The 20632-nt window shown below is 60.7% G+C and carries 19 protein-coding genes; 14 read left to right on the top strand and 5 right to left on the bottom strand.

Features of this window, described 5'->3' with window-relative positions:
• The 11 genes from lnt to pnp form a co-directional block, all read left to right on the top strand.
• Positions 1-1204, top strand: a 1204-nt coding sequence (lnt, locus tag VJV58_RS07070; RefSeq protein ID WP_324136620.1) for an apolipoprotein N-acyltransferase, incomplete at its 5' end; no start/stop codon positions are given.
• 206 nt (positions 1205-1410) lie between these two features.
• Positions 1411-2541, top strand: coding sequence for a M20 family metallopeptidase (locus VJV58_RS07065; RefSeq protein ID WP_324136619.1), 1131 nt, complete (start codon positions 1411-1413; stop codon positions 2539-2541).
• On the top strand, positions 2541-3275 hold the full coding sequence (gene trmB / locus VJV58_RS07060; RefSeq protein ID WP_324136625.1) for a tRNA (guanosine(46)-N7)-methyltransferase TrmB: 735 nt from the start codon (positions 2541-2543) through the stop codon (positions 3273-3275). The genes VJV58_RS07065 and trmB overlap by 1 nt, the downstream gene beginning before the upstream one ends.
• Positions 3276-3725: 450 nt before the next feature.
• Positions 3726-4487: a ribosome maturation factor RimP gene (gene rimP / locus VJV58_RS07055; protein ID WP_324136618.1), complete on the top strand. Its 762-nt coding sequence runs from the start codon at positions 3726-3728 to the stop codon at positions 4485-4487.
• 4 nt (positions 4488-4491) lie between these two features.
• Positions 4492-6096 carry a transcription termination factor NusA gene (gene nusA, locus VJV58_RS07050; RefSeq protein ID WP_324136617.1) on the top strand — a complete coding sequence of 535 codons (1605 nt, stop codon included), beginning with the start codon at positions 4492-4494 and terminating at the stop codon, positions 6094-6096.
• Between the two features lie 17 nt (positions 6097-6113).
• On the top strand, positions 6114-6806 hold the full coding sequence (locus VJV58_RS07045; protein WP_324136616.1) for an RNA-binding protein: 693 nt from the start codon (positions 6114-6116) through the stop codon (positions 6804-6806).
• A gap of 50 nt (positions 6807-6856) precedes the next feature.
• Entirely contained in the window at positions 6857-9460 is a 2604-nt protein-coding gene (infB, locus tag VJV58_RS07040) for a translation initiation factor IF-2 (protein ID WP_324136615.1), read from the top strand.
• A 169-nt stretch (positions 9461-9629) separates the two neighbouring features.
• Positions 9630-10049 (top strand): 30S ribosome-binding factor RbfA, encoded by a 420-nt coding sequence (gene rbfA / locus VJV58_RS07035; protein WP_324136614.1) that lies wholly within the window; start codon positions 9630-9632, stop codon positions 10047-10049.
• A 4-nt stretch (positions 10050-10053) separates the two neighbouring features.
• On the top strand, positions 10054-11172 hold the full coding sequence (gene truB / locus VJV58_RS07030; protein WP_324136613.1) for a tRNA pseudouridine(55) synthase TruB: 1119 nt from the start codon (positions 10054-10056) through the stop codon (positions 11170-11172).
• A 2-nt stretch (positions 11173-11174) separates the two neighbouring features.
• Positions 11175-11444: a 30S ribosomal protein S15 gene (gene rpsO / locus VJV58_RS07025; protein ID WP_324136612.1), complete on the top strand. Its 270-nt coding sequence runs from the start codon at positions 11175-11177 to the stop codon at positions 11442-11444.
• Between the two features lie 402 nt (positions 11445-11846).
• Positions 11847-14000: a polyribonucleotide nucleotidyltransferase gene (gene pnp / locus VJV58_RS07020; RefSeq protein WP_324136611.1), complete on the top strand. Its 2154-nt coding sequence runs from the start codon at positions 11847-11849 to the stop codon at positions 13998-14000.
• A 112-nt stretch (positions 14001-14112) separates the two neighbouring features.
• On the opposite strand, the gene VJV58_RS07015 is transcribed toward pnp, so the two are convergent.
• Positions 14113-14808 (bottom strand): aquaporin, encoded by a 696-nt coding sequence (locus tag VJV58_RS07015; RefSeq protein WP_324136610.1) that lies wholly within the window; start codon positions 14806-14808, stop codon positions 14113-14115.
• 257 nt (positions 14809-15065) lie between these two features.
• On the opposite strand from VJV58_RS07015, the gene VJV58_RS07010 reads away from it, so the two are divergent.
• Together VJV58_RS07010 and VJV58_RS07005 are read left to right on the top strand one after the other, a co-directional pair.
• Positions 15066-15530 carry a GNAT family N-acetyltransferase gene (locus VJV58_RS07010; protein ID WP_324136609.1) on the top strand — a complete coding sequence of 155 codons (465 nt, stop codon included), beginning with the start codon at positions 15066-15068 and terminating at the stop codon, positions 15528-15530.
• A 22-nt stretch (positions 15531-15552) separates the two neighbouring features.
• Positions 15553-16149, top strand: coding sequence for a glutathione S-transferase family protein (locus VJV58_RS07005; RefSeq protein WP_324136608.1), 597 nt, complete (start codon positions 15553-15555; stop codon positions 16147-16149).
• A gap of 1 nt (position 16150) precedes the next feature.
• Here VJV58_RS07005 and fabI read toward each other — a convergent pair whose 3' ends face one another.
• The 3 genes from fabI to fabA form a co-directional block, all read right to left on the bottom strand.
• On the bottom strand, positions 16151-16957 hold the full coding sequence (gene fabI, locus VJV58_RS07000; RefSeq protein ID WP_324136607.1) for an enoyl-ACP reductase FabI: 807 nt from the start codon (positions 16955-16957) through the stop codon (positions 16151-16153).
• Between the two features lie 96 nt (positions 16958-17053).
• Positions 17054-18277, bottom strand: a complete 1224-nt coding sequence (gene fabB, locus VJV58_RS06995) for a beta-ketoacyl-ACP synthase I (RefSeq protein ID WP_324136606.1) — start codon at positions 18275-18277, stop codon at positions 17054-17056.
• A 78-nt stretch (positions 18278-18355) separates the two neighbouring features.
• The gene (fabA, locus tag VJV58_RS06990; protein WP_324136605.1) at positions 18356-18886 is read right to left on the bottom strand and encodes a bifunctional 3-hydroxydecanoyl-ACP dehydratase/trans-2-decenoyl-ACP isomerase; all 531 of its coding nucleotides are present in this window, start codon (positions 18884-18886) and stop codon (positions 18356-18358) included.
• A gap of 358 nt (positions 18887-19244) precedes the next feature.
• Here fabA and irrA point away from each other — a divergent pair, with 358 nt between their 5' ends.
• Positions 19245-19730 carry an iron response transcriptional regulator IrrA gene (gene irrA, locus VJV58_RS06985; protein ID WP_324136624.1) on the top strand — a complete coding sequence of 162 codons (486 nt, stop codon included), beginning with the start codon at positions 19245-19247 and terminating at the stop codon, positions 19728-19730.
• Positions 19731-19858: 128 nt separating this feature from the next.
• Here the strand turns inward: irrA and VJV58_RS06980 are convergent, their stop codons facing one another.
• A complete protein-coding gene (locus tag VJV58_RS06980) occupies positions 19859-20386 on the bottom strand; it encodes an SH3 domain-containing protein (protein WP_324136604.1) in 528 nt (175 codons plus the stop codon).
• Between the last annotated feature and the right edge of the window lie 246 nt (positions 20387-20632).

The raw sequence follows: 20632 nt of genomic DNA, 5'->3' as shown, positions 1-20632 counted from the left end.
GCGGGTGTTGGCGCTCGCGGTTAGTCTCACGGCAAGCGAATGGCTTCGCGCCCATGTGCTCTCGGGCTTTCCCTGGAACGCGTTTGGCTATGCCCTGAGTGAACCGCTGGCGCTGGCGCAGACCGCGTCATTAATCGGCCTCTGGGGCATGACATTTCTGGCGACCGCGATCTTTGCCAGTCCGGCGGTGTTGATCGATGGCAAATCGCATCGGCGGCCATGGATGACGCCGAGCATCGCGATATTGCTTCTCATCGCCATGGGTATTTTCGGCGCTGTTCGGCTGAAGCAGCATCCGACAATGAGTGTCGCAAACCTCAAGCTGCGGATCATGCAGCCCAACCTGCAACAGGACGTCAAATTCAACTACTCCGCCAAAGCAGAGGTGATGCAAAAGTATCTGAGCTTATCGGATCGCGCCTCTGGGCCGCAATCTACTGGCGTGCGCGACGCCAACATCCTGATCTGGCCGGAATCGGCTTTTCCGTTTTTCCTCACGCGCGAACCCGACGTGATGGCGCAAATCGCCGATCTGTTGCCCAAGAGCACAGTCCTGATCACGGGCGCGGTTCGCGCGCCGGATGCTCCCGCCGGCACGGCGATCACACGCGCCTATAATTCAATTTACCTGATTGACCACGACGGCAGCGTGCTGTCGGTCTATGACAAGCTGCATCTGGTGCCGTTCGGTGAGTACTTGCCGTTCCAGGACTGGATGGAGAAGGTCGGCCTGGTGCAACTCACGAAGGTTCAGGGCGGATTCATCCCGGGCACTCGGCGCCGCCCGCTGGACATCCCGAATGCGCCGCGCGCGCTTCCGTTGATCTGTTATGAAGCAATCTTTCCCGACGCGATTGGAGCGGGTGACGATCGACCGGGCTGGATCATCAATCTTACGAATGACGGCTGGTTCGGAATTTCGACCGGTCCTTACCAGCATTTGCAGCAGGCGCGGCTACGCGCTATCGAGCAAGGCTTGCCGCTCGTGCGTGCGGCAAATACCGGCATCTCCGCCATTGTTGACCCGATGGGACGCGTTGTCGCGCAACTCGGCCTCGGCATGGAAGGCGTGCTGGATTCGACCCTGCCGGCCGCGATTGCTCCAACCGTTTTCGCCCGGACCGGCAGTCTTCCCGCCGGGATGCTGATTGCCGCGGCGTTGGTTGTGGTGATCGTTCGGCGGGTTCCAAAGCGGAAGTTATGAATGCCGGGCGGGCAGACTCACCGCCTCGCGGCCATACGTGAGTTGACAGACCGGCCGTGCCGTTCGCATTCTGGCCGCCAATAGAAAAATCCCCATCATTACCCGCTCGTCTGGTTGAACTCGTCATCGACGTTTCGCGCGAATTCCGCGATAGGCGCTGAGACGTTGACCCAGTCCAACAACCCACATATGCGATCAACACCAGCATGCCGATGAGCGCCAACCCTTTTGATCCGATGACCATTCTCGACGGCATCCGCCGCTGGGTGGAAATCGAGACGCCCACGGAAGCGCCCGCGCACGTCAATCAGCTGACCAACGTGGTCGTTGATGGCTATCGCGATCTGCCGGTCAGCATTGAGAGGATTGCCGGACATTCCGGCTGCGGCGATCATCTCGTCGTGCGTTCATCGTGGGGGCAGGATGCCCCTGGAATACTCATTCTCAGTCACCTCGACACCGTGCACCCGATCGGATTCATCCAGCGGCTGCCGTTTAGCATAGACGGCGACAGTGCCTTCGGTCCCGGCATCTACGACATGAAAGGCGGAGCCTATCTCGCCTATCACGCATTCCGGCAGATTTGCGCAAACGGTCAGCGCTCACCGCTAGCTATTACTCAGCTCTACGTCTCGGACGAGGAGATCGGCAGTCCGACTTCGCGACCGCTGATCGAAGCGGAGGGACGCAAGGCCAAATACGTTCTTGTGACCGAACCCGCGCGCGATGGCGGAAAGATCGTTACTGGCCGCAAGGGCGTCGCGCGTTTCGAAATTTTCGTCAAAGGCGTTGCTTCGCACGCCGGCACGAGACCGGAAGACGGCCGTAGCGCCATTCGCGAACTCGCCAATCTGATTCAGACGCTGGAAGCCATGAACGATCTGAAGCGCGGCATCAGCGTCAATGTCGGCGTGGTCAGGGGCGGTACCAGGCCCAACGTGATCCCTGAGGAAGCCTATGCCGAAGTCGATATGCGCGTCCCGACCATTGCGGACGCCGACGAGCTCGTTCCGAAGATCCTCAATCTGAAATCCGGTACCGAGGGCGTCAGCGTCAGGGTCATCGGCGAGTTGAACCGGCCGCCTTACGAAAAAAGCAATGCGGGTGCTGCGCTTTATGAACACGCCAGGGCGCTCGCCGCTGAAATCGGCTTCGATCTGGTGGATAGTTCGACCGGCGGCGGCTCTGACGGGAATTTCACCGCGCCGCATACGGCGACGCTCGATGGCCTCGGCGTCGATGGCAAAGGCGCGCATACCGATTACGAGCAGATGTACATTTCGTCGATCGAGCCGCGGGGGCGGCTTTTGCATCGGCTTTTTCAAACGTTGCGATGATGGCCGGAAGCCGCGATGCCAGAGGGCGCCATGTATTGCCGGAACATGGGACGCCTCACCCGCATGGCTCGTTCTTCGGACGGCGCAAAGGTCACAGGCTGCGCGCACATCAGGCCGATCTCATCGAACATCTGCTGCCACGCCTGGCATTGGATATCGGAGCTGCCAGCCCACCCGACCTTGCCGGGCTATTCAATCGCGCCGATGAGGTCAGGCTCGAAATCGGTTTCGGCGGCGGCGAACATCTGATCGCGGAAGCGCGCGCCTTTCCGAATACCGGCTTCATTGGCTGTGAGCCGTACGTCAACGGTATGGCGAAGGTCCTAACGCAGATTGAGGTCCATAACATCGGCAATATCCGGCTGTTCGCCGGTGATGCCGCCGAGTTGCTGGCGTGGGCGCCACCTCTCTCACTGGAACGGATCGACCTGATCCATCCTGATCCATGGCCCAAACGCCGACACTGGAAACGGCGCTTTGTGCAGGATTCGACCGTGGCCGCGATGGCCCGCGTTCTGAAACCCGGCGGCGAATTTCGGTTCGTTAGCGACATCGACGACTATGCCGCCTGGACACTGGCGCATGTTTTGCGGTCAGCCGATTTCACCTGGATGGCGGAGCGTGCCTCGGATTGGCATCTGCCGTGGACCGGTTACACAATGACGCGCTATGGCGGGAAGGCCGAACGCGAAGGCCGCCAGGCGACGTACCTGCGATTTCGGAAGCTGCAATAATTCAGCATCGGCTCAAGCCAGGCGAGCGGCCTTGCCGCGCGCTTGGGATCGCCTTACCTGACCGTGTCGTCCAGCCCGGGGGATCAAATGAGGTAACCGTCACCAAATCTGGCTCGAACCCCGCCTCGGCGGCGGATTTCGAGCGAATTTAGGTCTGGTGGTGAAAACGATTGGGTCTGGAAATAGAGCGGAAATGGCTGCGGTTTAGGCCAGCGGCCCTTGCCGTTTCCAGGAAAAAAGGCTATATCGACGGCAACTTACGTTCTCATACGATCCGTATTGAGAGTGGGCCCCTCGGGACCCGCTCTTTTTTATTACCGCGGCGAGCAGCGCGTGCTGCGAGGCTGCCTGGAACCGGTGTCGATCTCAGGCCAAGCCATTCGAACACTAACGCCCTGATTTGAGCGGCCCGAAACCTAAGCGGATCAAAGGCAAAATTTGACGCTGGATATGACCGATCGGACGACTGATTCAGTGGACACTGATCTGCTTACCGAGCCTCGTCTTGTGGTCGAGCCCGGAGTTGCGGCCCGGGTATCGGCAGTCGCGGGTCCGGTGCTGCAAGGAATGGGCTATCGGTTGGTGCGGATCAAAATTTCGGGAGAGTCCGGCTGCACGGTTCAGATCATGGCGGAACGGCCGGACGGATCCATGCAGATCGAGGATTGCGAGGCCATTTCGAAGGCACTATCGCCCGTGCTTGATGTCGCCGATCCGATCGATCGCGCATATCGGCTAGAGATTTCCTCGCCGGGGATCGATCGTCCGCTGGTGCGCCGCTCGGATTTCGAGCGCTATGCGGGCTACCTGGTCAAAATCGAGATGGCCGTTACGCATGACGGTCGCAAGCGGTTTCGTGGTACGCTGGCCGGTGTCGAAGGCGACTCCGTGCGGCTACACCGCGATGACACCCGCCCAGGCGAAGACAATGACATCCTGCTGGTAATGGAAGATATCGCCGATGCCAGGCTGGTGCTGACTGACGACTTGATCGCGGAATCGATGCGGCGCGGAAAGGCCGCGGAACGCCAGCTGCGCCAAAGCCTGGGACTTGAGCCGCCACCGCCGGCCCATGCAGCGCGAAGCGATGCTTCCAGGAGCAACAAACCGAAATTGAAGTCGAGCAAGATCGCCCCGAAGAATACCAAGCAACACCGCCTCGCCGCAGACAAATTGCGAGAAGGCAAAACCGATCCCACCAGAGGAGACTAAAGCCATGGCAGCTGTCAGCGCCAATAAACTCGAACTGCTGCAGATCGCAGACGCAGTCGCGCGCGAAAAATCGATCGACCGCGGCATCGTTATTGCTGCGATGGAGGACGCCATCGCCAAGGCGGCTCGCGCCCGCTACGGCAGTGAGACCGACGTTCACGCCGAGATCGACGCCAAGAAGGGCGAACTGCGCCTCTCGCGTCACATGCTGGTGGTCGATCAGGTCGAAAATTCATCAAACCAGATTTCGCTCGAAGACGCTCGCCGGGCCAATCCCGGAGCTCAGATCGGCGACACCATCGCCGATACGCTGCCGCCGCTCGAGTACGGCCGCATCGCCGCGCAATCCGCCAAGCAGGTTATCGTGCAGAAGGTGCGCGAGGCCGAGCGCGACCGGCAGTACCAGGAATTCAAGGATCGCATCGGCGACATCGTCAACGGCATCGTCAAGCGCGTCGAATATGGCAGCGTCATCGTCGACCTCGGCCGTGGCGAGGCCATTATCCGCCGAGATGAGATGCTGCCGCGCGAGGTGTTCCGCAACGGCGACCGCGTCCGCGCCTACATTTTTGACGTGCGGCGGGAAACCCGTGGCCCGCAGATCTTTCTCTCGCGCACCCATCCGCAGTTCATGGCAAAATTGTTCGCGCAGGAAGTGCCTGAAATTTATGACGGCATCGTCGAGATCAAGGCCGTCGCCCGTGACCCCGGCTCGCGCGCGAAAATTGGCGTGATTTCCCGGGATTCGTCCGTCGATCCGGTCGGCGCCTGCGTCGGCATGCGCGGCTCGCGCGTGCAGGCGGTGGTCAATGAACTGCAAGGCGAAAAGATCGACATCATTCCTTGGTCGCCGGATATTGCGACCTTCGTCGTCAACGCGCTGGCGCCCGCCGAGGTCGCTAAGGTTGTGATCGATGAAGATCGTGAGCGGATCGAAGTTGTCGTGCCCGACACCAACAATCAATTGTCGCTGGCAATCGGCCGGCGCGGCCAGAACGTGCGCCTCGCGTCCCAACTGACCGGGTGGGATATCGACATTCTCACCGAGCAGGAAGAATCCGAACGGCGGCAGGCCGATTTCGAGAACTCGACTCGCGTGTTCATGGAAGCATTGAACGTCGATGAAGTCGTTGGCCAATTGCTGGCATCTGAAGGTTTCACTTCGGTGGAGGAGCTGGCGCTGGTCGATGTCAAGGAACTGGCCGCGATTGAAGGCTTTGACGACGAAACCGCCAACGAATTGCAAAATCGCGCGCGCGAGTACCTGGAACAGCTCGAAGGTGAGCTCGAAAGCAAACGCAAGGAACTTGGAGTGGAAGACGCATTGAAGACCGTACCAGGGGTGACCTCGAAGATGCTGGTCAAGTTCGGCGAGAATGACATCAAGACGGTGGAGGATTTGGCCGGTTGCGCGACCGACGACCTCGTCGGGTGGACCGAGCGCAAGGAAGGTGGCGAGCCGGTCAAGCATCCGGGCATTCTCGATACCAACGAAATCTCGCGCGATGATGCGGAGAACATGATCATGCAGGCGCGCGTCGCCGCCGGCTGGATCACCGAGGCCGACCTTGCCAAGGAGGCTGCGGTCTCCGAAGAACAGCCGGTTTAAGGAGCTATGTCCCCCGCATGCCAGCTCTCGCCTGCCCCGATCTCGACAACGGACCGCGGACCGACAGGTCCGCGACGGTGCGGATGTGCGCAGTCGCGCGGCAGGTGCGGTCGATTGATGAGCTGATCCGCTTTGTCGTCTCGCCTGCGGGCGAGGTGATTCCGGACTTGAAACGAAAGTTGCCGGGTCGGGGCATGTGGATTTCCGCTTCGCGCCGCGCGGTTGCGGAAGCTGTCCGGCGTCACCAATTTAGCAAGGGCTTCAAGCGCGAAGTCCGCGTTTCTCCCAGTCTCGCAACCGATACGGAAGCGCTGCTGGCGCGCAGCGCGATCGAGGCGCTTGCCATGGCCGCCAAGGCTGGCCAGGTGATATGCGGCTTTGGCAGGGTCGAGGAAGCCCTCAGGTCACGGCAAACCCAAGCCTCGATCCAGGCGCTGATCCATGCTTCGGACGGGGCCGCCGATGGAATCCGGAAATTGGATGCCATCGTCAGGCAGAATGCCGGAGTTAACGATGAATCCAAGCAGTTTCCGGTGCTCACGGCCTTGACCTCCGAAGAATTGGATTTGGCACTAGGCCGGTCAAATGTGGTACATGCTGCGCTGCTCGCGGGCCCGGCGAGTAAGACATTCCTGTCGCGCAGCCAGAGCCTGGTCCAATACCGGATGGCGGACGACGACAAGACGACCGGCAATGCGGTTAAGAATTAGCCGATACTGAATGTGCGGATGCGCACGACGAACGAGATTAGGACTGCTGAATGGTTGATAAAACGCCTGGCGACAGGAAACTGAGTGTTCCGAACAAGACCTTGACGCTCAAGCCGCGGGTCGAAACGGGCACCGTGAAGCAAAGCTTCAGCCATGGCCGCAGCAAGCAGGTCGTGGTCGAAAAGCGTGGCAAGCGTCGCGTTGGCGGCGAAGGCCCCGCGACGACGGAACCGCGCGCCCCCGAACCGGCCCTTGCCAAGCCCGCTCCCGCCGCACCGGCGAGCGCCCCGGTCGCGCGCACTGGAGCGCCGGCGGCTGCGCCGCGCGCCGCTTCCGGCGTGGTCCTGCGCACCCTGACGGAAGACGAGCGTAGCGCGCGCGCCAGTGCGCTTGCTGACGCAAAAGTCCGTGACATGGAAGAGAGGCGACTGGCGGAAGAGGAAGCCCGGCGCCGTAACAGCAAGGAAGGTATCGAGCAGGCCGAGCGCGAAGCCGCCGAAGCTCGCCGCAGGGCCGAGGAAGAGCGCCATCGTCAGGACGAAGAAGCCCGACGCAAGGCGGAACTCGAAGCTAAAAAGCGTTTCGGCGAGACCGAAGCCAAGACCGCTGGCCGCCCCGCTTTGCCGGCGGCCCGCGCCCCCGGAATTGCGGCCGATATTTCCGACGAGGACGAAGGTCCGCGCCAGGTCCGTCGCGGTCCTGGCGGCGCCGTGCGTCCCGCCGCAGCCCCCAAGACCACCGCGAAACCATCGCCGCAGAAGCAGCGCGGGCGACTGACGCTCGTCACCGCGCTCAACGCCGATGATGTTCGCGAGCGCTCGATTGCTTCTTTCCGTCGCCGCACTCAGCGCCTGAAAGGACATGCGTCGAACGAGCCAAAGGAAAAGCTGGTTCGCGAAGTGGTCATCCCGGAGGCTATCAACATCCAGGAACTCGCCAACCGCATGTCCGAGCGCGCGGTCGATGTGATCCGGCTGTTGATGAAACAGGGCGCGATGCACAAGATCACCGACGTGATCGACGCCGATACCGCGCAACTGATCGCTGAGGAACTCGGCCATACGGTGAAGCGCGTAGCCGCCGCGGACGTTGAGGAAGGTTTGTTCGACACCGTCGATGATTCCACGGACACCGAGCCGCGTTCGCCGGTCGTGACCGTGATGGGCCACGTCGACCACGGCAAGACCTCGCTGCTCGACGCGCTTCGCCATGCCAACGTGGTGTCCGGCGAAGCCGGCGGCATAACCCAGCATATCGGCGCTTACCAGGTGAGTTCGCCGGAAAGCGGCAAGAAGATCACGTTCATCGATACGCCGGGTCACGCCGCGTTCACCGCCATGCGCGCCCGCGGCGCCAAGGTGACCGACATCGTCATCCTGGTGGTCGCAGCCGACGACGGTGTGATGCCGCAGACGGTCGAGGCGATCAATCACGCCAAGGCTGCGAAAGTTCCGATGATCGTAGCCATCAACAAGATCGATAAGCCCGACGCGAAGCCGGAGCGGGTTCGAACTGAACTGCTGCAGCACGAGGTTCAGGTCGAATCGCTCGGCGGCGACGTCGTCGATGTCGAAGTTTCGGCCAAGAACAAAACCAATCTCGACAAGCTGCTCGAGATGATCGCACTGCAAGCCGAATTGCTCGATCTCAAAACCAATGCGGAGCGTCCGGCGGAAGGCACCGTCATCGAAGCCAAGCTCGATCGCGGTCGCGGTCCGGTCGCCACCGTGCTGGTGCAGCGCGGCACGCTGCGGGTCGGCGACATCGTCGTGGCTGGCGCCGAGATGGGCCGCGTTCGCGCGCTGATCTCCGATCAGGGCGAAGCCATCGAGGAAGCCGGTCCTTCGGTGCCCGTCGAAGTACTTGGCTTCAATGGACCGCCGGAAGCGGGCGACCGCCTCGCGGTGGTGGAAAACGAGGCCCGAGCCCGCCAGGTGACGAGTTATCGCGCCCACCAGAAGCGCGAGAATGCCGCCGCCAGCATCTCCGGCATGCGCGGTTCGCTCGAGCAGATGATGTCGCAGCTCAAGACCTCGGGTCGCAAGGACTTCCCGCTGATCGTCAAAGCAGACGTGCAGGGATCGCTCGAAGCGATCCTCGGTTCGCTGGAGAAACTCGGTACCGAGGAAGTCGCCGCGCGCATCCTGCATGCCGGCGTCGGTGGCATTTCGGAATCCGACGTGACGCTGGCGGAAGGCTTCAATGCCGCGATCATCGGCTTCAACGTACGCGCCCACAAGGAAGCGGCCGCTGCGGCAAAGCGCAACGGCATCGAAATCCGTTACTACAACATCATCTACGATCTCGTGGATGACGTGAAAAAAGCGATGTCCGGGTTGCTCGCGCCGACGCTGCGCGAGACCATGCTCGGCAACGCGCAGATCCTGGAGGTGTTCAACATCTCCAAAGTCGGCAAGGTCGCGGGCTGTCGCGTCACCGATGGCACCGTGGAACGCGGCGCCAACGTTCGGCTGATTCGCGACAATGTCGTTGTGCACGAAGGCAAGCTGTCGACGCTCAAGCGCTTCAAGGATGAAGTAAAGGAAGTGCAGTCCGGGCAGGAATGCGGCATGGCATTCGAGAACTATGGCGACATGCGCGTCGGCGACGTCATCGAATGCTATCGCGTGGAGACCATCCAGCGCTCGCTGTGAGTCCAAGTCTCACAAGCGCTACGGCGGCCTGATAATTCGAGACGCGGCCAAGCAGCCGCTTCCTGGATCAGGCCACACACTGAAGCCTAAGGTTAGCCTAACGTTCATGGCGAGAAGCGTAGCTCTTTGCGCGCGGCTCGATCCCATGAAGTCATTGAGAAACAGATTCATGCCCCGTCACCATAAAAAGGACTCCGCGCCCGGCGGCTCGCAGCGCCAGCTACGGGTTGGTGAAACCATTCGCCACGCCCTCGCTGAGATACTTTCGCAAGGCAACGTTCATGACGCAGACCTCGAAGGCCATATCATCACCGTGCCAGAAGTGCGGATGTCGACCGATCTCAAGCTTGCGACCATCTACGTGATGCCGCTCGGTGGCCGCGACACCGAAATCGTGATTGCGGCGTTGGAGCGAAACAAGAAATTCCTGCGCGGGGAAATTGCGCGGCGCGTTAACTTAAAATTTGCGCCTGATATCCGCTTCCGCGCGGACGATCGATTCGATGAAGCGGAACGAATAGAGAAATTACTGCGAACATCTGCGGTGCAAAGAGACCTCGCGCCAGATTCGCAAGATTCGGAAGAGTGAGCTGATGATCGTGACCAGCGCCGGCAGCGAATTCGAGCCGCAGAATGCCGATCCGCACGACGGCGAAAAAAATAATTCTCGGGAGCCGCTTGGAGCAGCACCGAATAGTGATGAACGCGATCAGGACCGTCGCAACGGCAAGCAGCCGCGTCAGGCTGGCGAGCCTCGGCGCGACAAGCGCGATGTGCATGGTTGGGTCATTCTCGACAAACCGATCGGCATGACCTCGACCCACGCGGTGGCGGTAGTGAAGCGGCTGTTCCAGGCCAAGCGCGCGGGCCACGCCGGAACGCTCGATCCGCTGGCCTCCGGCGGGCTGCCGATTGCGCTCGGCGAGGCCACCAAGACGGTGCCTTTCGTGATGGACGGCCGCAAGCGCTATCGCTTCACGGTATGCTGGGGCGAGGAACGTGATACCGACGATACCGAGGGCCGCGTCGTCAGGAGCAGCGAAGCCCGCCCGTCCGTCGAGGCGATCGAGGAGTTGCTGCCGCGGTTCACGGGCTTGATCGAGCAGATCCCGCCGCAATATTCCGCGATCAAAGTCCAGGGCGAGCGCGCCTATGATCTGGCGCGGGACGGCGAAACCGTCGAATTGAAGCCCCGCCCGGTCGAGATCCACCATTTAGTGCTTGTGGAACAGCCAGATAGCACGCATTCCGTGTTCGAGGCGGAGTGCGGCAAGGGAACCTACGTCCGGGCGCTGGCCCGCGATATTGGGCGATTGCTGGGCTGTTACGGCCATATCTGCTCGCTGCGGCGGACGCTGGTCGGTCCGTTCACCGAATCGGACATGATTCTGCTGGAACAGCTGCAGGCTTTGTGCGATAGAGCCGCGTCTGGCGAGGGCAGCCTCGCCGACGCGCTTTTGCCCGTTGAGACCGCGCTGGACGACATCCCGGCACTGGCCGTCACACGGGCTGATGCGGCAAGGCTCCACCGGGGCCAGGCCGTTTTGTTGCGCGGACGGGATGCGCCCAATTGTAGCGGCACAGTCTATGTCACGGTGGCAGGCCGACTTCTGGCCCTCGCCGAAATTGGCAATGGCGAACTCATCCCCAAGCGCGTGTTCAACCTGACCGGACTGACTGCCAGTCCGGCTCGCAACCAGGAAAGTGTTTGACGATGTCGATTACTGCCGAACGCAAATCGGAAGTCATCAAGACGAACGCCACCAAGGCCGGCGACACCGGCTCGCCTGAGGTTCAGGTCGCTATCCTCTCGGAACGCATCAATAATCTCACCGGGCACTTCAAGACCCACGTAAAGGACAACCATTCGCGCCGCGGGCTGTTGAAGCTCGTATCCACGCGCCGTTCACTTCTGGATTACATCAAGAAAAAGGACGAGGCGCGCTACAAAGCGCTGCTCGAAAAGCACAACATTCGTCGTTGAGCTGAATACGCGCGCGATCGACGCGCGTTTTTGCGTGTGGCTTCAAGAAACGGATCGACTGTATTCGGCAAGCCATTCGCACACCGATGCGAGCCATCGAGGGCCCGCTTCGGGGCGTGAACTTCGAAACGTTTTCGTGGAAGAGTTGACGCCAGATACACGTTCGTCCAGCAGCACTCCGGCGACTGGACGATGACGGGCAAGGTGCCCGTTGCGCAGGGCCAAGGGCTCAAGAGCCTCAACCCCGCACCAAACCGGAAGGATGAAGCCATCCAGCACGTCAAGACCATGGCAGGATCGCCGGACGCTGACCTCGCATTGCGACCAGCGTCCAGCAATCTTGCGCATGGTTTTATGAGCTGGCGTTTCAGGCCTTTCGTGAAACCATGAAAGAAGATCGAAATGTTCAATATTCATTCAGTCGAGATCGACTGGGGTGGGCGCCCCCTCAGGCTTGAAACCGGAAAGATCGCCCGCCAGGCCGACGGCGCGGTCGTGGCGACCTACGGCGAGACCGTTGTGCTCGCGACCGTCGTCGCCGCGAAGACGCCCCGCGAAGGCGTCGATTTCCTGCCACTGACCGTGGACTATCAGGAAAAGACCTATGCCGCAGGCCGAATTCCCGGCGGATATTTCAAACGCGAAGGCCGCCCCACCGAAAAGGAGACGCTGGTATCGCGTTTGATCGACCGTCCGATCCGCCCGCTGTTCGTCGAAGGCTGGCGCAACGAGACCCAGGTCATCGTCACGACGCTGTCGCATGACATGGAGAACGATCCCGATATTCTGGCGCTGGTGGCCGCCTCTGCGGCGCTGACGCTGTCGGGCGCTCCCTTCAAAGGTCCAATCGGCGCCGCCCGCGTCGGCTTCGTCAACGACGAGTATGTCCTCAATCCGACGCTGGACGAAATGGTCGAAACCCAGCTCGACCTGGTCGTCGCCGGCACCGCCGATGCCGTGTTGATGGTGGAATCGGAAGCCAAGGAACTCAACGAAGAGATCATGCTTGGCGCCGTGATGTTCGGTCACCGCCACTTCCAGCCGGTGATCAATGCGATCATCCAGCTTGCTGAAAAAGCCGCCAAGGAGCCACGCGAAGTCAAGATCGTCGACGAGAGCGCGCTGGAAAAGGAAATGCTCGGGCTGATCGAGGCCGATCTGCGCGCAGCCTACGCCATTCCCGTCAAGCAAGACCGCTACGCGGCGGTCGGCAAGGCCAAGGAAAAGGTGATGGCGTATTACTTCGCGGAAGGGCAGGAGGCGAAATACGACAAGCTGCGCGTCGCCGCGGTATTCAAGGAGCTCGAAGCTAAGATCGTTCGCTGGAACATTCTAGATACCGGCAAGCGCATCGACGGCCGCGATTCCAAGACCGTCCGCAACATCGTCGCCGAAGTCGGCGTGTTGCCGCGCGCGCATGGCTCGGCGCTGTTTACCCGCGGCGAAACCCAGGCGATGGTCGTGACCACACTCGGCACCGGCGAGGACGAGCAGTACATCGACGCGCTGTCGGGAACGTACAAGGAAACCTTCCTGCTGCACTATAACTTCCCTCCCTACTCCGTCGGCGAAACCGGCCGGATGGGTGGCACCAAGCGGCGTGAAATCGGCCACGGCAAGCTGGCCTGGCGCGCGATTCATCCGGTGCTGCCGCCGCACCACGAGTTTCCCTATACCGTGCGGGTCGTCTCGGAGATCACGGAGTCGAATGGATCCTCATCGATGGCTTCGGTTTGCGGCGCCTCTCTGGCGCTGATGGATGCGGGCGTTCCGTTGAAGCGTCCGACCGCGGGAATCGCAATGGGCCTCATCCTCGAAGGCAGCCGATTCGCGGTGTTGTCGGACATTCTAGGTGACGAGGATCACCTGGGCGATATGGATTTCAAGGTTGCGGGCACCGACCAGGGCATCACCTCGCTGCAAATGGATATCAAGATCGCCGGGATCACCGAAGAGATCATGAAGGTTGCGCTTGGCCAGGCCAAGGACGGACGCATCCATATTCTGAGCGAAATGTCCAAGGCGCTCACCGCCGCGCGCGCCGAGCTCGGCGAATATGCTCCGCGGATCGAAACGTTCAAAATCCCGACCGACAAGATACGAGAAGTGATCGGCACCGGCGGCAAGGTGATCCGTGAAATCGTCGAGAAAACCGGTGCCAAGGTCAATATCGACGACGATGGCACCGTCAAGGTCGCCTCCGCCGACGGCGAATCGATCAAGGCCGCCATCAAGTGGATCAAATCGATCGCCTCGGACCCGGAGATCGGACAGATCTACGATGGCACTGTGGTGAAGGTGATGGAATTTGGCGCCTTCGTGAATTTCTTCGGCGCCAAGGACGGTCTCGTCCACATCAGCCAGCTCGCGGCCAACCGCGTGCAGAAGACCTCCGATGTGGTCAAGGAAGGTGACAAGGTGAAGGTCAAACTGCTCGGCTTCGACGATCGCGGCAAGACCCGCTTGTCAATGAAAGCTGTCGATCAGACGACCGGCGAAGATCTCGAGGCCAAGCAGAGAACCGAGGCTGCGCCGCGTGAAGCGGCCGGCGAATAAGTTTTCGCAAGCATTTCGATAAAACGACAAAGGGCGGCTTTTCAGCCGCCCTTTTTATTTGCGCACCGCATCTGCGTTAGCGTGCTGAGCAAGCGACGCATGGACCGATGTTCTACGGGTTCACGGGACCCCTGAGATATTCGGCATGCAGCCATTTCCCAACGACGCCGCCGATAATGCCGCCGACAATGGGCGCAACCCAGAACAGCCACAGCGAGGCCAAAGCCGCCGTTCCGCCGAATACCGCGGTTGCCGTCGAGCGCGCCGGGTTCAGCGACGCGTTGGAGACGGGAATGGCGACCAGGTGAAACAGCACCAATGCGAGGCCGATCGCGAGCGGAGCGAATCCGGCCGGCGCGCGCGGCGACGTAACGCTGACGATCACCAGTATGAATAGCGCGGTGATAACGACCTCGATCAAGCCCGCGCTCAGCATCGAAAAGCCCGAGCCGCCATAGGTATTGGACACTGCGAGAAAGGTGTTCCATTTGCCTGTCGCTGGCGCACCCTGCAGAATGATGTAGAAAATTGCCGCCGCGGCCAACCCGCCGATCACCTGCGCGATGATGTAGGGAATTGCCTTGCCGGCCTCGAAGCGGCCCGCCGCCACCAGTCCGCATGTCACCGCCGGATTGAAATGACCCCCCGATATAGAGCCCACCGCGTAGGCCATAGCTACGACTGAGAGCCCTACGGCAAATGCCACGGCAATTAGTCCGGCGCTTGGCGCCGAGAACAAGGCGGCGCCGCACACGGCGGTTACGAGCGTAAACGTGCCGATAAATTCTGCGCTCAACTCTCGTGACATCTGCAATTCCCCCGATGAAGCTCTCCGCGAACCGCTGGAGCGAAGCCTGGATCATGCCACCAAGCCCTCGTCGATGACAACGGCGGCGGAACAGATTCTCGACATGCGCGGGCGACAATAGTACGTTCGGTCTGCGCGGCGTATCGCGTTGAAGAGGTCGGTTGTAGCTCTAGCGGCGCGTTTCGCTTGCAGGCTCGATCCTTGTATAGAAAGCATAGTAGCCTCGCTCGGGATGCTGCTCGAGCAAGGATCGCCTTATGCCGCCGCCAACTATTCGCCATGCCCGGACCGATGAATATCCCGAGATCGCGCGGGTCTGGATGAATAGCTGGGTCTCGACCGGACTTGAACAGCCGAGCAACTTCCTGCTTGCCAACCTGCGGGCGCGGATTTCAAAGGAAATGGAGAAGGGCTGGAATTTGTTCGTCGCCGATGATGCCGGTAATATCGCGGCGATGTTGGCGTTGCATCTGGCGGAGCATCATCTCGACCAGCTGTTCGTTGCGCCGGAATATCAGGGCCGAAGTATCGGCCGCAGACTGCTCGCGTTCACTCGTCAGCAATTGCCCGACGAAATCTCGTTGCGTTGCGTGCGCGAGAATGAGAAGGCATGGCGCTGGTACGAGCGTGAAGGGTTTGCGTTCGAAAAGGAAGCCGTCGAGCCGATGACCGGATTTACGATGAAGTACTATCGTTGGAAATCGTCCAGCGCACTCAGTTGAATCTCTAGGAGGCAAACTCGCGATGATGAAGCTCTATTGGTCGCCGCGCACGCGTTCATTCTCCTCGCTATGGCTGATGGAAGAAACCGGCGAACCCTACGAACGCGTGCTAATCGATGTCTTCAAGGGCGCCCAGAAGACGCCCGAATATCTCGTCATCAATCCGATGGGCAAGGTGCCGGCTCTTCGGGACGGTGAAGCGACGCTTGCGGAAGCGGCGGCGATCTGTGCTTACGTGGCGGAGCGCTATCCGCAATCCAGGCTGGCCCCGCCGCTGGGCGATCCTCTGCGCGCCAAATATCTTTATTGGCTGTTTTTCGCACCTAGCTGCGTCGAGCCTGCCATGGTGCAGCTCACGACCAAGATCGAAATGAATCCGGTGGCGGCTGGCTGGGGTGACGCGCAGCGGGTGTTTGACGTGCTTGACGCCGCTCTGCAGAAAGGTCCGTGGATTCTCGGGGAAACTTTTTCGGCCGCCGATGTCGCGATTGGATCGGGACTGAATTTCGCGGTGCGGCTGTTCAAGATGGCGCCGTCGCGCCCATCATTCGAGCGCTACATTGATCGCTGCGCGGCGCGACCGGCATTCCAACGGGCGAGCGCGATTGCGGCAGGATAACTTATTCTGCGACATTCTTGAGATCTTCCGGTCGCGGCATCGAAATGATGTTGTAGCCGGAATCCACATAATGGATTTCCCCGGTCACGCCGGTCGACAGATCAGATAACAGGTATAGCGCTGCCCCCCCGAGTTCATCGAGCGAAACACCGCGCCCGAGCGGCGAGTGCTTCTGCTGAAACGCAAACATCGCGCGGGAGTCACCGATCACGGCACCAGCGAGCGTACGGACCGGTCCCGCTGAAATCGCGTTGACCCGGATTTTCTGTCTGCCAAAATCGAAGGCGAGATAGCGTACGGAGGCTTCCAGCGCCGCCTTCACAACGCCCATGACGTTGTAGTTGGGCATCACCCGAGTCGAACCTCCGAACGTCAGCGTGATAATGGAGCCGCCCGTTTCCGGCATCATCTCCGTTGCGCGCTTGGCCAGTTCAGTGAACGAGAAGCACGAGATCACCATTGTGCGTGAAAAGTTCTCGCGCGTGGTGTCGGCATAGCGGCCACGAAGCTCGTTCTTGTCGGTGAAACCAATCGCATGGACGAGAAAATCCAGGTGCGTCCATTTTTCTCGCAAGGTCGCGAATGCTGAATCGACGCTGGCGATGTCTTCGACGTCACAGGGCAGCACCGTGCGAACCCCAAGCTGTTCCGCCAGCGGTTTGACGCGCTTTCCGACCGCCTCGCCCTGATAAGTAAAGGCCAGTTCGGCTCGGTGGGCTGCAAGGACTTTGGCAATGCCCCAAGCAATCGAATGATCATTAGCGATGCCCATGATCAAACCGCGCTTGCCCTTCATCAAATCCTGCATCGCTCCCCCTGCCCCACTCACTTCCCGTGCCGTGGCTCACGCAAGCGGATGAGCTAACGGCGTATTGGTTGCTTCCTGGATTATGAATCGGCGATGTCAGGCATCCATGCGCTTGAACACCAGCGTGGCATTGGTGCCGCCGAAGCCGAAGGAATTCGAAAGCACAGTTCCGAGTTTCGCGTTGTCGATGCGTTTCCGCACGATGGGCATGTCCGCGAATGCAGGATCGAGCTCGGTGATGTGGGCGCTCTCACAGATAAAGCCATTTTGCATCATCAGCAGCGAATAAATGGCTTCCTGTACACCGGTCGCACCGAGCGAATGGCCGGTGAGCGCCTTGGTAGCCGATATCGGCGGGCACTTGTCGCCGGTGCCGAATACTTTTCGGATCGCTTCGATCTCGGGCGGATCACCCGCCGGCGTAGAGGTCGCATGCGGATTGATGTAGTCAATTTTGGAATCGACCGTCGCCAGCGCCATCTTCATGCAGCGCTCGGCGCCCTCGCCCGATGGCGCAACCATGTCGTAACCGTCGGAGGTAGCTCCATATCCGACGATTTCGCCGTAGATGCGCGCACCGCGCGCCTTGGCATGCTCGAGTTCTTCCAACACCACCACACCCGCGCCGCCAGCAATGACAAAGCCATCGCGGCTGATGTCGTAAGGACGCGAAGCAGTCGCGGGCGTGTCGTTGTATTTCGAGGACATCGCGCCCATCGCGTCGAACAGCACCGAGAGCGACCAGTCGAGTTCCTCGCAGCCACCCGCGAAAATGACGTCCTGCTTGCCGATCTGAATGGTCTCGTAAGCGTTGCCGATGCAATGATTGGAAGTGGCACAGGCCGAAGATATCGAGTAGTTCACGCCCTTGATCTTGAACCAGGTAGCGAGCGTGGCGGACGCAGTCGAGGACATCGCCTTCGGCACCGCGAACGGGCCGACCCGCTTCGGCCCCTTGGCACGCGTGGTATCGGCCGCTTCCACAATCGTGCGTGCCGAAGGGCCGCCTGAACCCATGATGATCCCGGTGCGGATATTGGAAACGTCGCTCGGCTCCAGACCGGAGTCCTGGATCGCCTGTTCCATGGCAATGTGATTCCATGCGGCGCCTTCGCCCAGGAAGCGCATCGCGCGTCGGTCTATGACGGCGGCGGGATCGACGGTCGGAGCACCCTGCACCTGTGAGCGGAAGCCCAACTCGGCGTATTTTTCGGCGCGCCTTATTCCGGACTTTGCCTCATGAAGGCTCGCAAGCACTTCCTGGGTGTTGTTACCGATCGATGAGACGATGCCCATCCCCGTGATCACAACCCGCCTCATGATCGCCTCGTCCTCTCGTTCGCTGTTTGTGTGATGGCCATATTCATCCCAAAGCCGCCTCGCGGCGGAGGCGTGAGGCTATGTTTCCGATTGCAATGCGGCACCCTGTTTCAGGAGTCCCACTCTCAAATCCTTGGCGCGATAGATAATCTCGCCATCGGCCGAAAGCCAGCCGTCGGCGATACCTAGCCAGAGCTTTAGGCGCATGACCCGTTTGATGTCGACGTTGTATACAATCTTGCGGACGTTCGGCATCACCTGGCCGGCGAGCTTCAACTCGCCAAGTCCAAGCGCCCGCCCGCGCCCTTCGCCACCCGTCCAGCCGAGATAGAAGCCGATCATTTGCCAGAGCGCGTCGAGTCCGAGACAACCCGGCATCACCGGATCGTTCTTGAAATGACAGCCGAAAAACCACAGGTCCGGCTTCACATCGAGTTCGGCCCGAACCACGCCCTTGCCGTATTCGCCACCGGTCTCGCTGATTTCGCTGATGCGGTCGAACATCAGCATCGGAGGCAACGGCAATTGCGCGTTGCCCGGGCCAAACATTTCCCCGCGCCCGCAAGCCAGCAGATCCTCGTATTCATAGCCGCCGCGCCGATCCAGCATATCGCTTGGCCTCTCTCATTTCCCGATGGAGCGTTCTTGAGCGAAATGGACCCGTTTCGCATGGCAAGTGCGCCGATTGTGCACAGCCGGCGCGCTTACCGCAGTCAGGATGCCCTGCGGCTACCGCCTCTCGCTTTGCTGAAGCTGCAAAGCCAAGTCCGCGCGCTCTCTATCACAGGGTCCCTCAGCCGGCAAAGCATCAGCGAGCAAAACGCAGCCTATCAGAGGCGGCCCGGGGCGCCGCGCATCATTTCTTCCTGCAGCCGCTCTAGTTGCGAAAAACTTGCATCTGACGGCTTTCCTCCTTATATTCCACTATGATAGTGCACAATGAGGGACCGCGGTGCCCGACGTAGAAATGAGTTTCGACGCCTCGATTTTGAACGATGACGCTGCCGCTCCCCGCGACGCCGGACGGCAACCGGCGTTGACCGGCTGTCCTTGGCACGATGTGAACGAAATGTTGCAGGCGGCCGGCCTACGTCCGACCCGCCAGCGCATGGCATTGGGCTGGCTCCTGTTCGGCAAGGGCGCGCGCCACCTTACGGCGGAGATGCTCTACGAGGAGGCGACGCTGGCCAAGGTTCCGGTCTCGCTCGCCACGGTCTACAACACGCTCAACCAACTGACCGATGCAGGCTTGCTTCGCCAGGTCAGCGTCGATGGCACCAAGACCTATTTCGATACCAACGTCTCGGCGCACCATCACTTCTATCTCGAGCACAAACACGAGCTCGTCGACATTCCCGACCCGCATCTGGTGCTGCAAAAGATGCCGGAAGTGCCCGAGGGCTATGAAATCGCCCGCGTCGACATGGTCGTGCGGCTGCGCAAGAAGCGCTAGACCCCTCACCGCAACCAGCGACATGATAATTGGACGGCCGCGCCTGTTTTGGCAGCGCGGCTAGGATCGCGGGTTGCTGCGCAGTGGTTGCGGTCCAAAAAGCTGGTTATCGGCCGCCGGCTGGAAGGTCAATCCACCTTTTCATCGGCGTACACACCCCACAACCGCTGTTGCTCAATCCATCCATCGAAACCGTTACCGGTGATGTGGCACCAACCTGCGGAGCAGCGCTTGACTTGGGCGACGACGCCAGCCTGCAGGCGGGCCGCGACGGCGCTACCGGGATCGGCGCGCTCATACAGCGCCGCGAGGTCGCCCTTGCTCTTCATCGTGATCACCGCCGTGCGACGTCCCGAAAGCAGTGAGTGATAGACCCAGCCCTCCGAACCCTCCGAATCCCGCACTCGGCGCCAGTTCTCGAATTCCGCCGTGATCTCGACGGGGAGGCCAGAGCGCGTGTAAACCCAGGCAACGTCATTGTCCTTGGTTGGTCCGGCCCTGACATTCACATGATCGGATTTGAGACTGACATAGCGCGGCACCGGCAAGCCGCTCGATGTGGCGGCCGAATCCTTTGCCGAAAATCCTGAGCTGACCGACGCGCCCAGTATGCTACCCGCAAGCCCCACCAGAAAACAAAAACGCCGCAACGCCATCCACTCGTCTCCCGCGAGAACAGCTCAACTCCCTCGAGCTGAAATCCTCGCCAACGCCCAAACCCCCATACCACGCCTGGAATGCCTCTCGGCTTGTGGCGCCGTAGCTCTTTGCCGGGGTTCTTGTCTTGGCGCGGCCTTCTGCTAGAGAGGGCAGAACAGGGAAACAACCAAGCCCGATGCTCCCTTTTGAAATTCGAAGGGAACGAGCGGGGAACCCAGGAAACGCCGGCGCGGCGCGGTAGC

Origin of the sequence: Bradyrhizobium sp. (assembly GCF_035273305.1) — a bacterium.
Classification (GTDB): Bacteria; Pseudomonadota; Alphaproteobacteria; order Rhizobiales; family Xanthobacteraceae; genus Bradyrhizobium.
The sequence above is the reverse complement of the archived record's forward strand: the minus strand, read 5'-3'. Positions and strand labels throughout refer to the sequence as shown.

Bases quoted from the DNA above. Each gene is read 5' to 3' on its own strand.
- nusA (WP_324136617.1), top strand. From the start codon at position 4,492: ATGGCAGCTGTCAGCGCCAATAAACTCGAACTGCTGCAGATCGCAGAC.
- VJV58_RS07015 (WP_324136610.1), bottom strand. From the start codon at position 14,808: ATGTCACGAGAGTTGAGCGCAGAATTTATCGGCACGTTTACGCTCGTA.
- truB (WP_324136613.1), top strand. From the start codon at position 10,054: ATGATCGTGACCAGCGCCGGCAGCGAATTCGAGCCGCAGAATGCCGAT.
- VJV58_RS07010 (WP_324136609.1), top strand. From the start codon at position 15,066: ATGCCGCCGCCAACTATTCGCCATGCCCGGACCGATGAATATCCCGAG.
- fabI (WP_324136607.1), bottom strand. From the start codon at position 16,957: ATGCAGGATTTGATGAAGGGCAAGCGCGGTTTGATCATGGGCATCGCT.
- trmB (WP_324136625.1), top strand. From the start codon at position 2,541: ATGGCCGGAAGCCGCGATGCCAGAGGGCGCCATGTATTGCCGGAACAT.
- fabB (WP_324136606.1), bottom strand. From the start codon at position 18,277: ATGAGGCGGGTTGTGATCACGGGGATGGGCATCGTCTCATCGATCGGT.
- infB (WP_324136615.1), top strand. From the start codon at position 6,857: ATGGTTGATAAAACGCCTGGCGACAGGAAACTGAGTGTTCCGAACAAG.
- rbfA (WP_324136614.1), top strand. From the start codon at position 9,630: ATGCCCCGTCACCATAAAAAGGACTCCGCGCCCGGCGGCTCGCAGCGC.
- fabA (WP_324136605.1), bottom strand. From the start codon at position 18,886: ATGCTGGATCGGCGCGGCGGCTATGAATACGAGGATCTGCTGGCTTGC.
- rimP (WP_324136618.1), top strand. From the start codon at position 3,726: ATGACCGATCGGACGACTGATTCAGTGGACACTGATCTGCTTACCGAG.
- VJV58_RS07065 (WP_324136619.1), top strand. From the start codon at position 1,411: ATGCCGATGAGCGCCAACCCTTTTGATCCGATGACCATTCTCGACGGC.
- VJV58_RS07005 (WP_324136608.1), top strand. From the start codon at position 15,553: ATGATGAAGCTCTATTGGTCGCCGCGCACGCGTTCATTCTCCTCGCTA.
- rpsO (WP_324136612.1), top strand. From the start codon at position 11,175: ATGTCGATTACTGCCGAACGCAAATCGGAAGTCATCAAGACGAACGCC.
- irrA (WP_324136624.1), top strand. From the start codon at position 19,245: ATGAGTTTCGACGCCTCGATTTTGAACGATGACGCTGCCGCTCCCCGC.
- pnp (WP_324136611.1), top strand. From the start codon at position 11,847: ATGTTCAATATTCATTCAGTCGAGATCGACTGGGGTGGGCGCCCCCTC.
- VJV58_RS07045 (WP_324136616.1), top strand. From the start codon at position 6,114: ATGCCAGCTCTCGCCTGCCCCGATCTCGACAACGGACCGCGGACCGAC.
- VJV58_RS06980 (WP_324136604.1), bottom strand. From the start codon at position 20,386: ATGGCGTTGCGGCGTTTTTGTTTTCTGGTGGGGCTTGCGGGTAGCATA.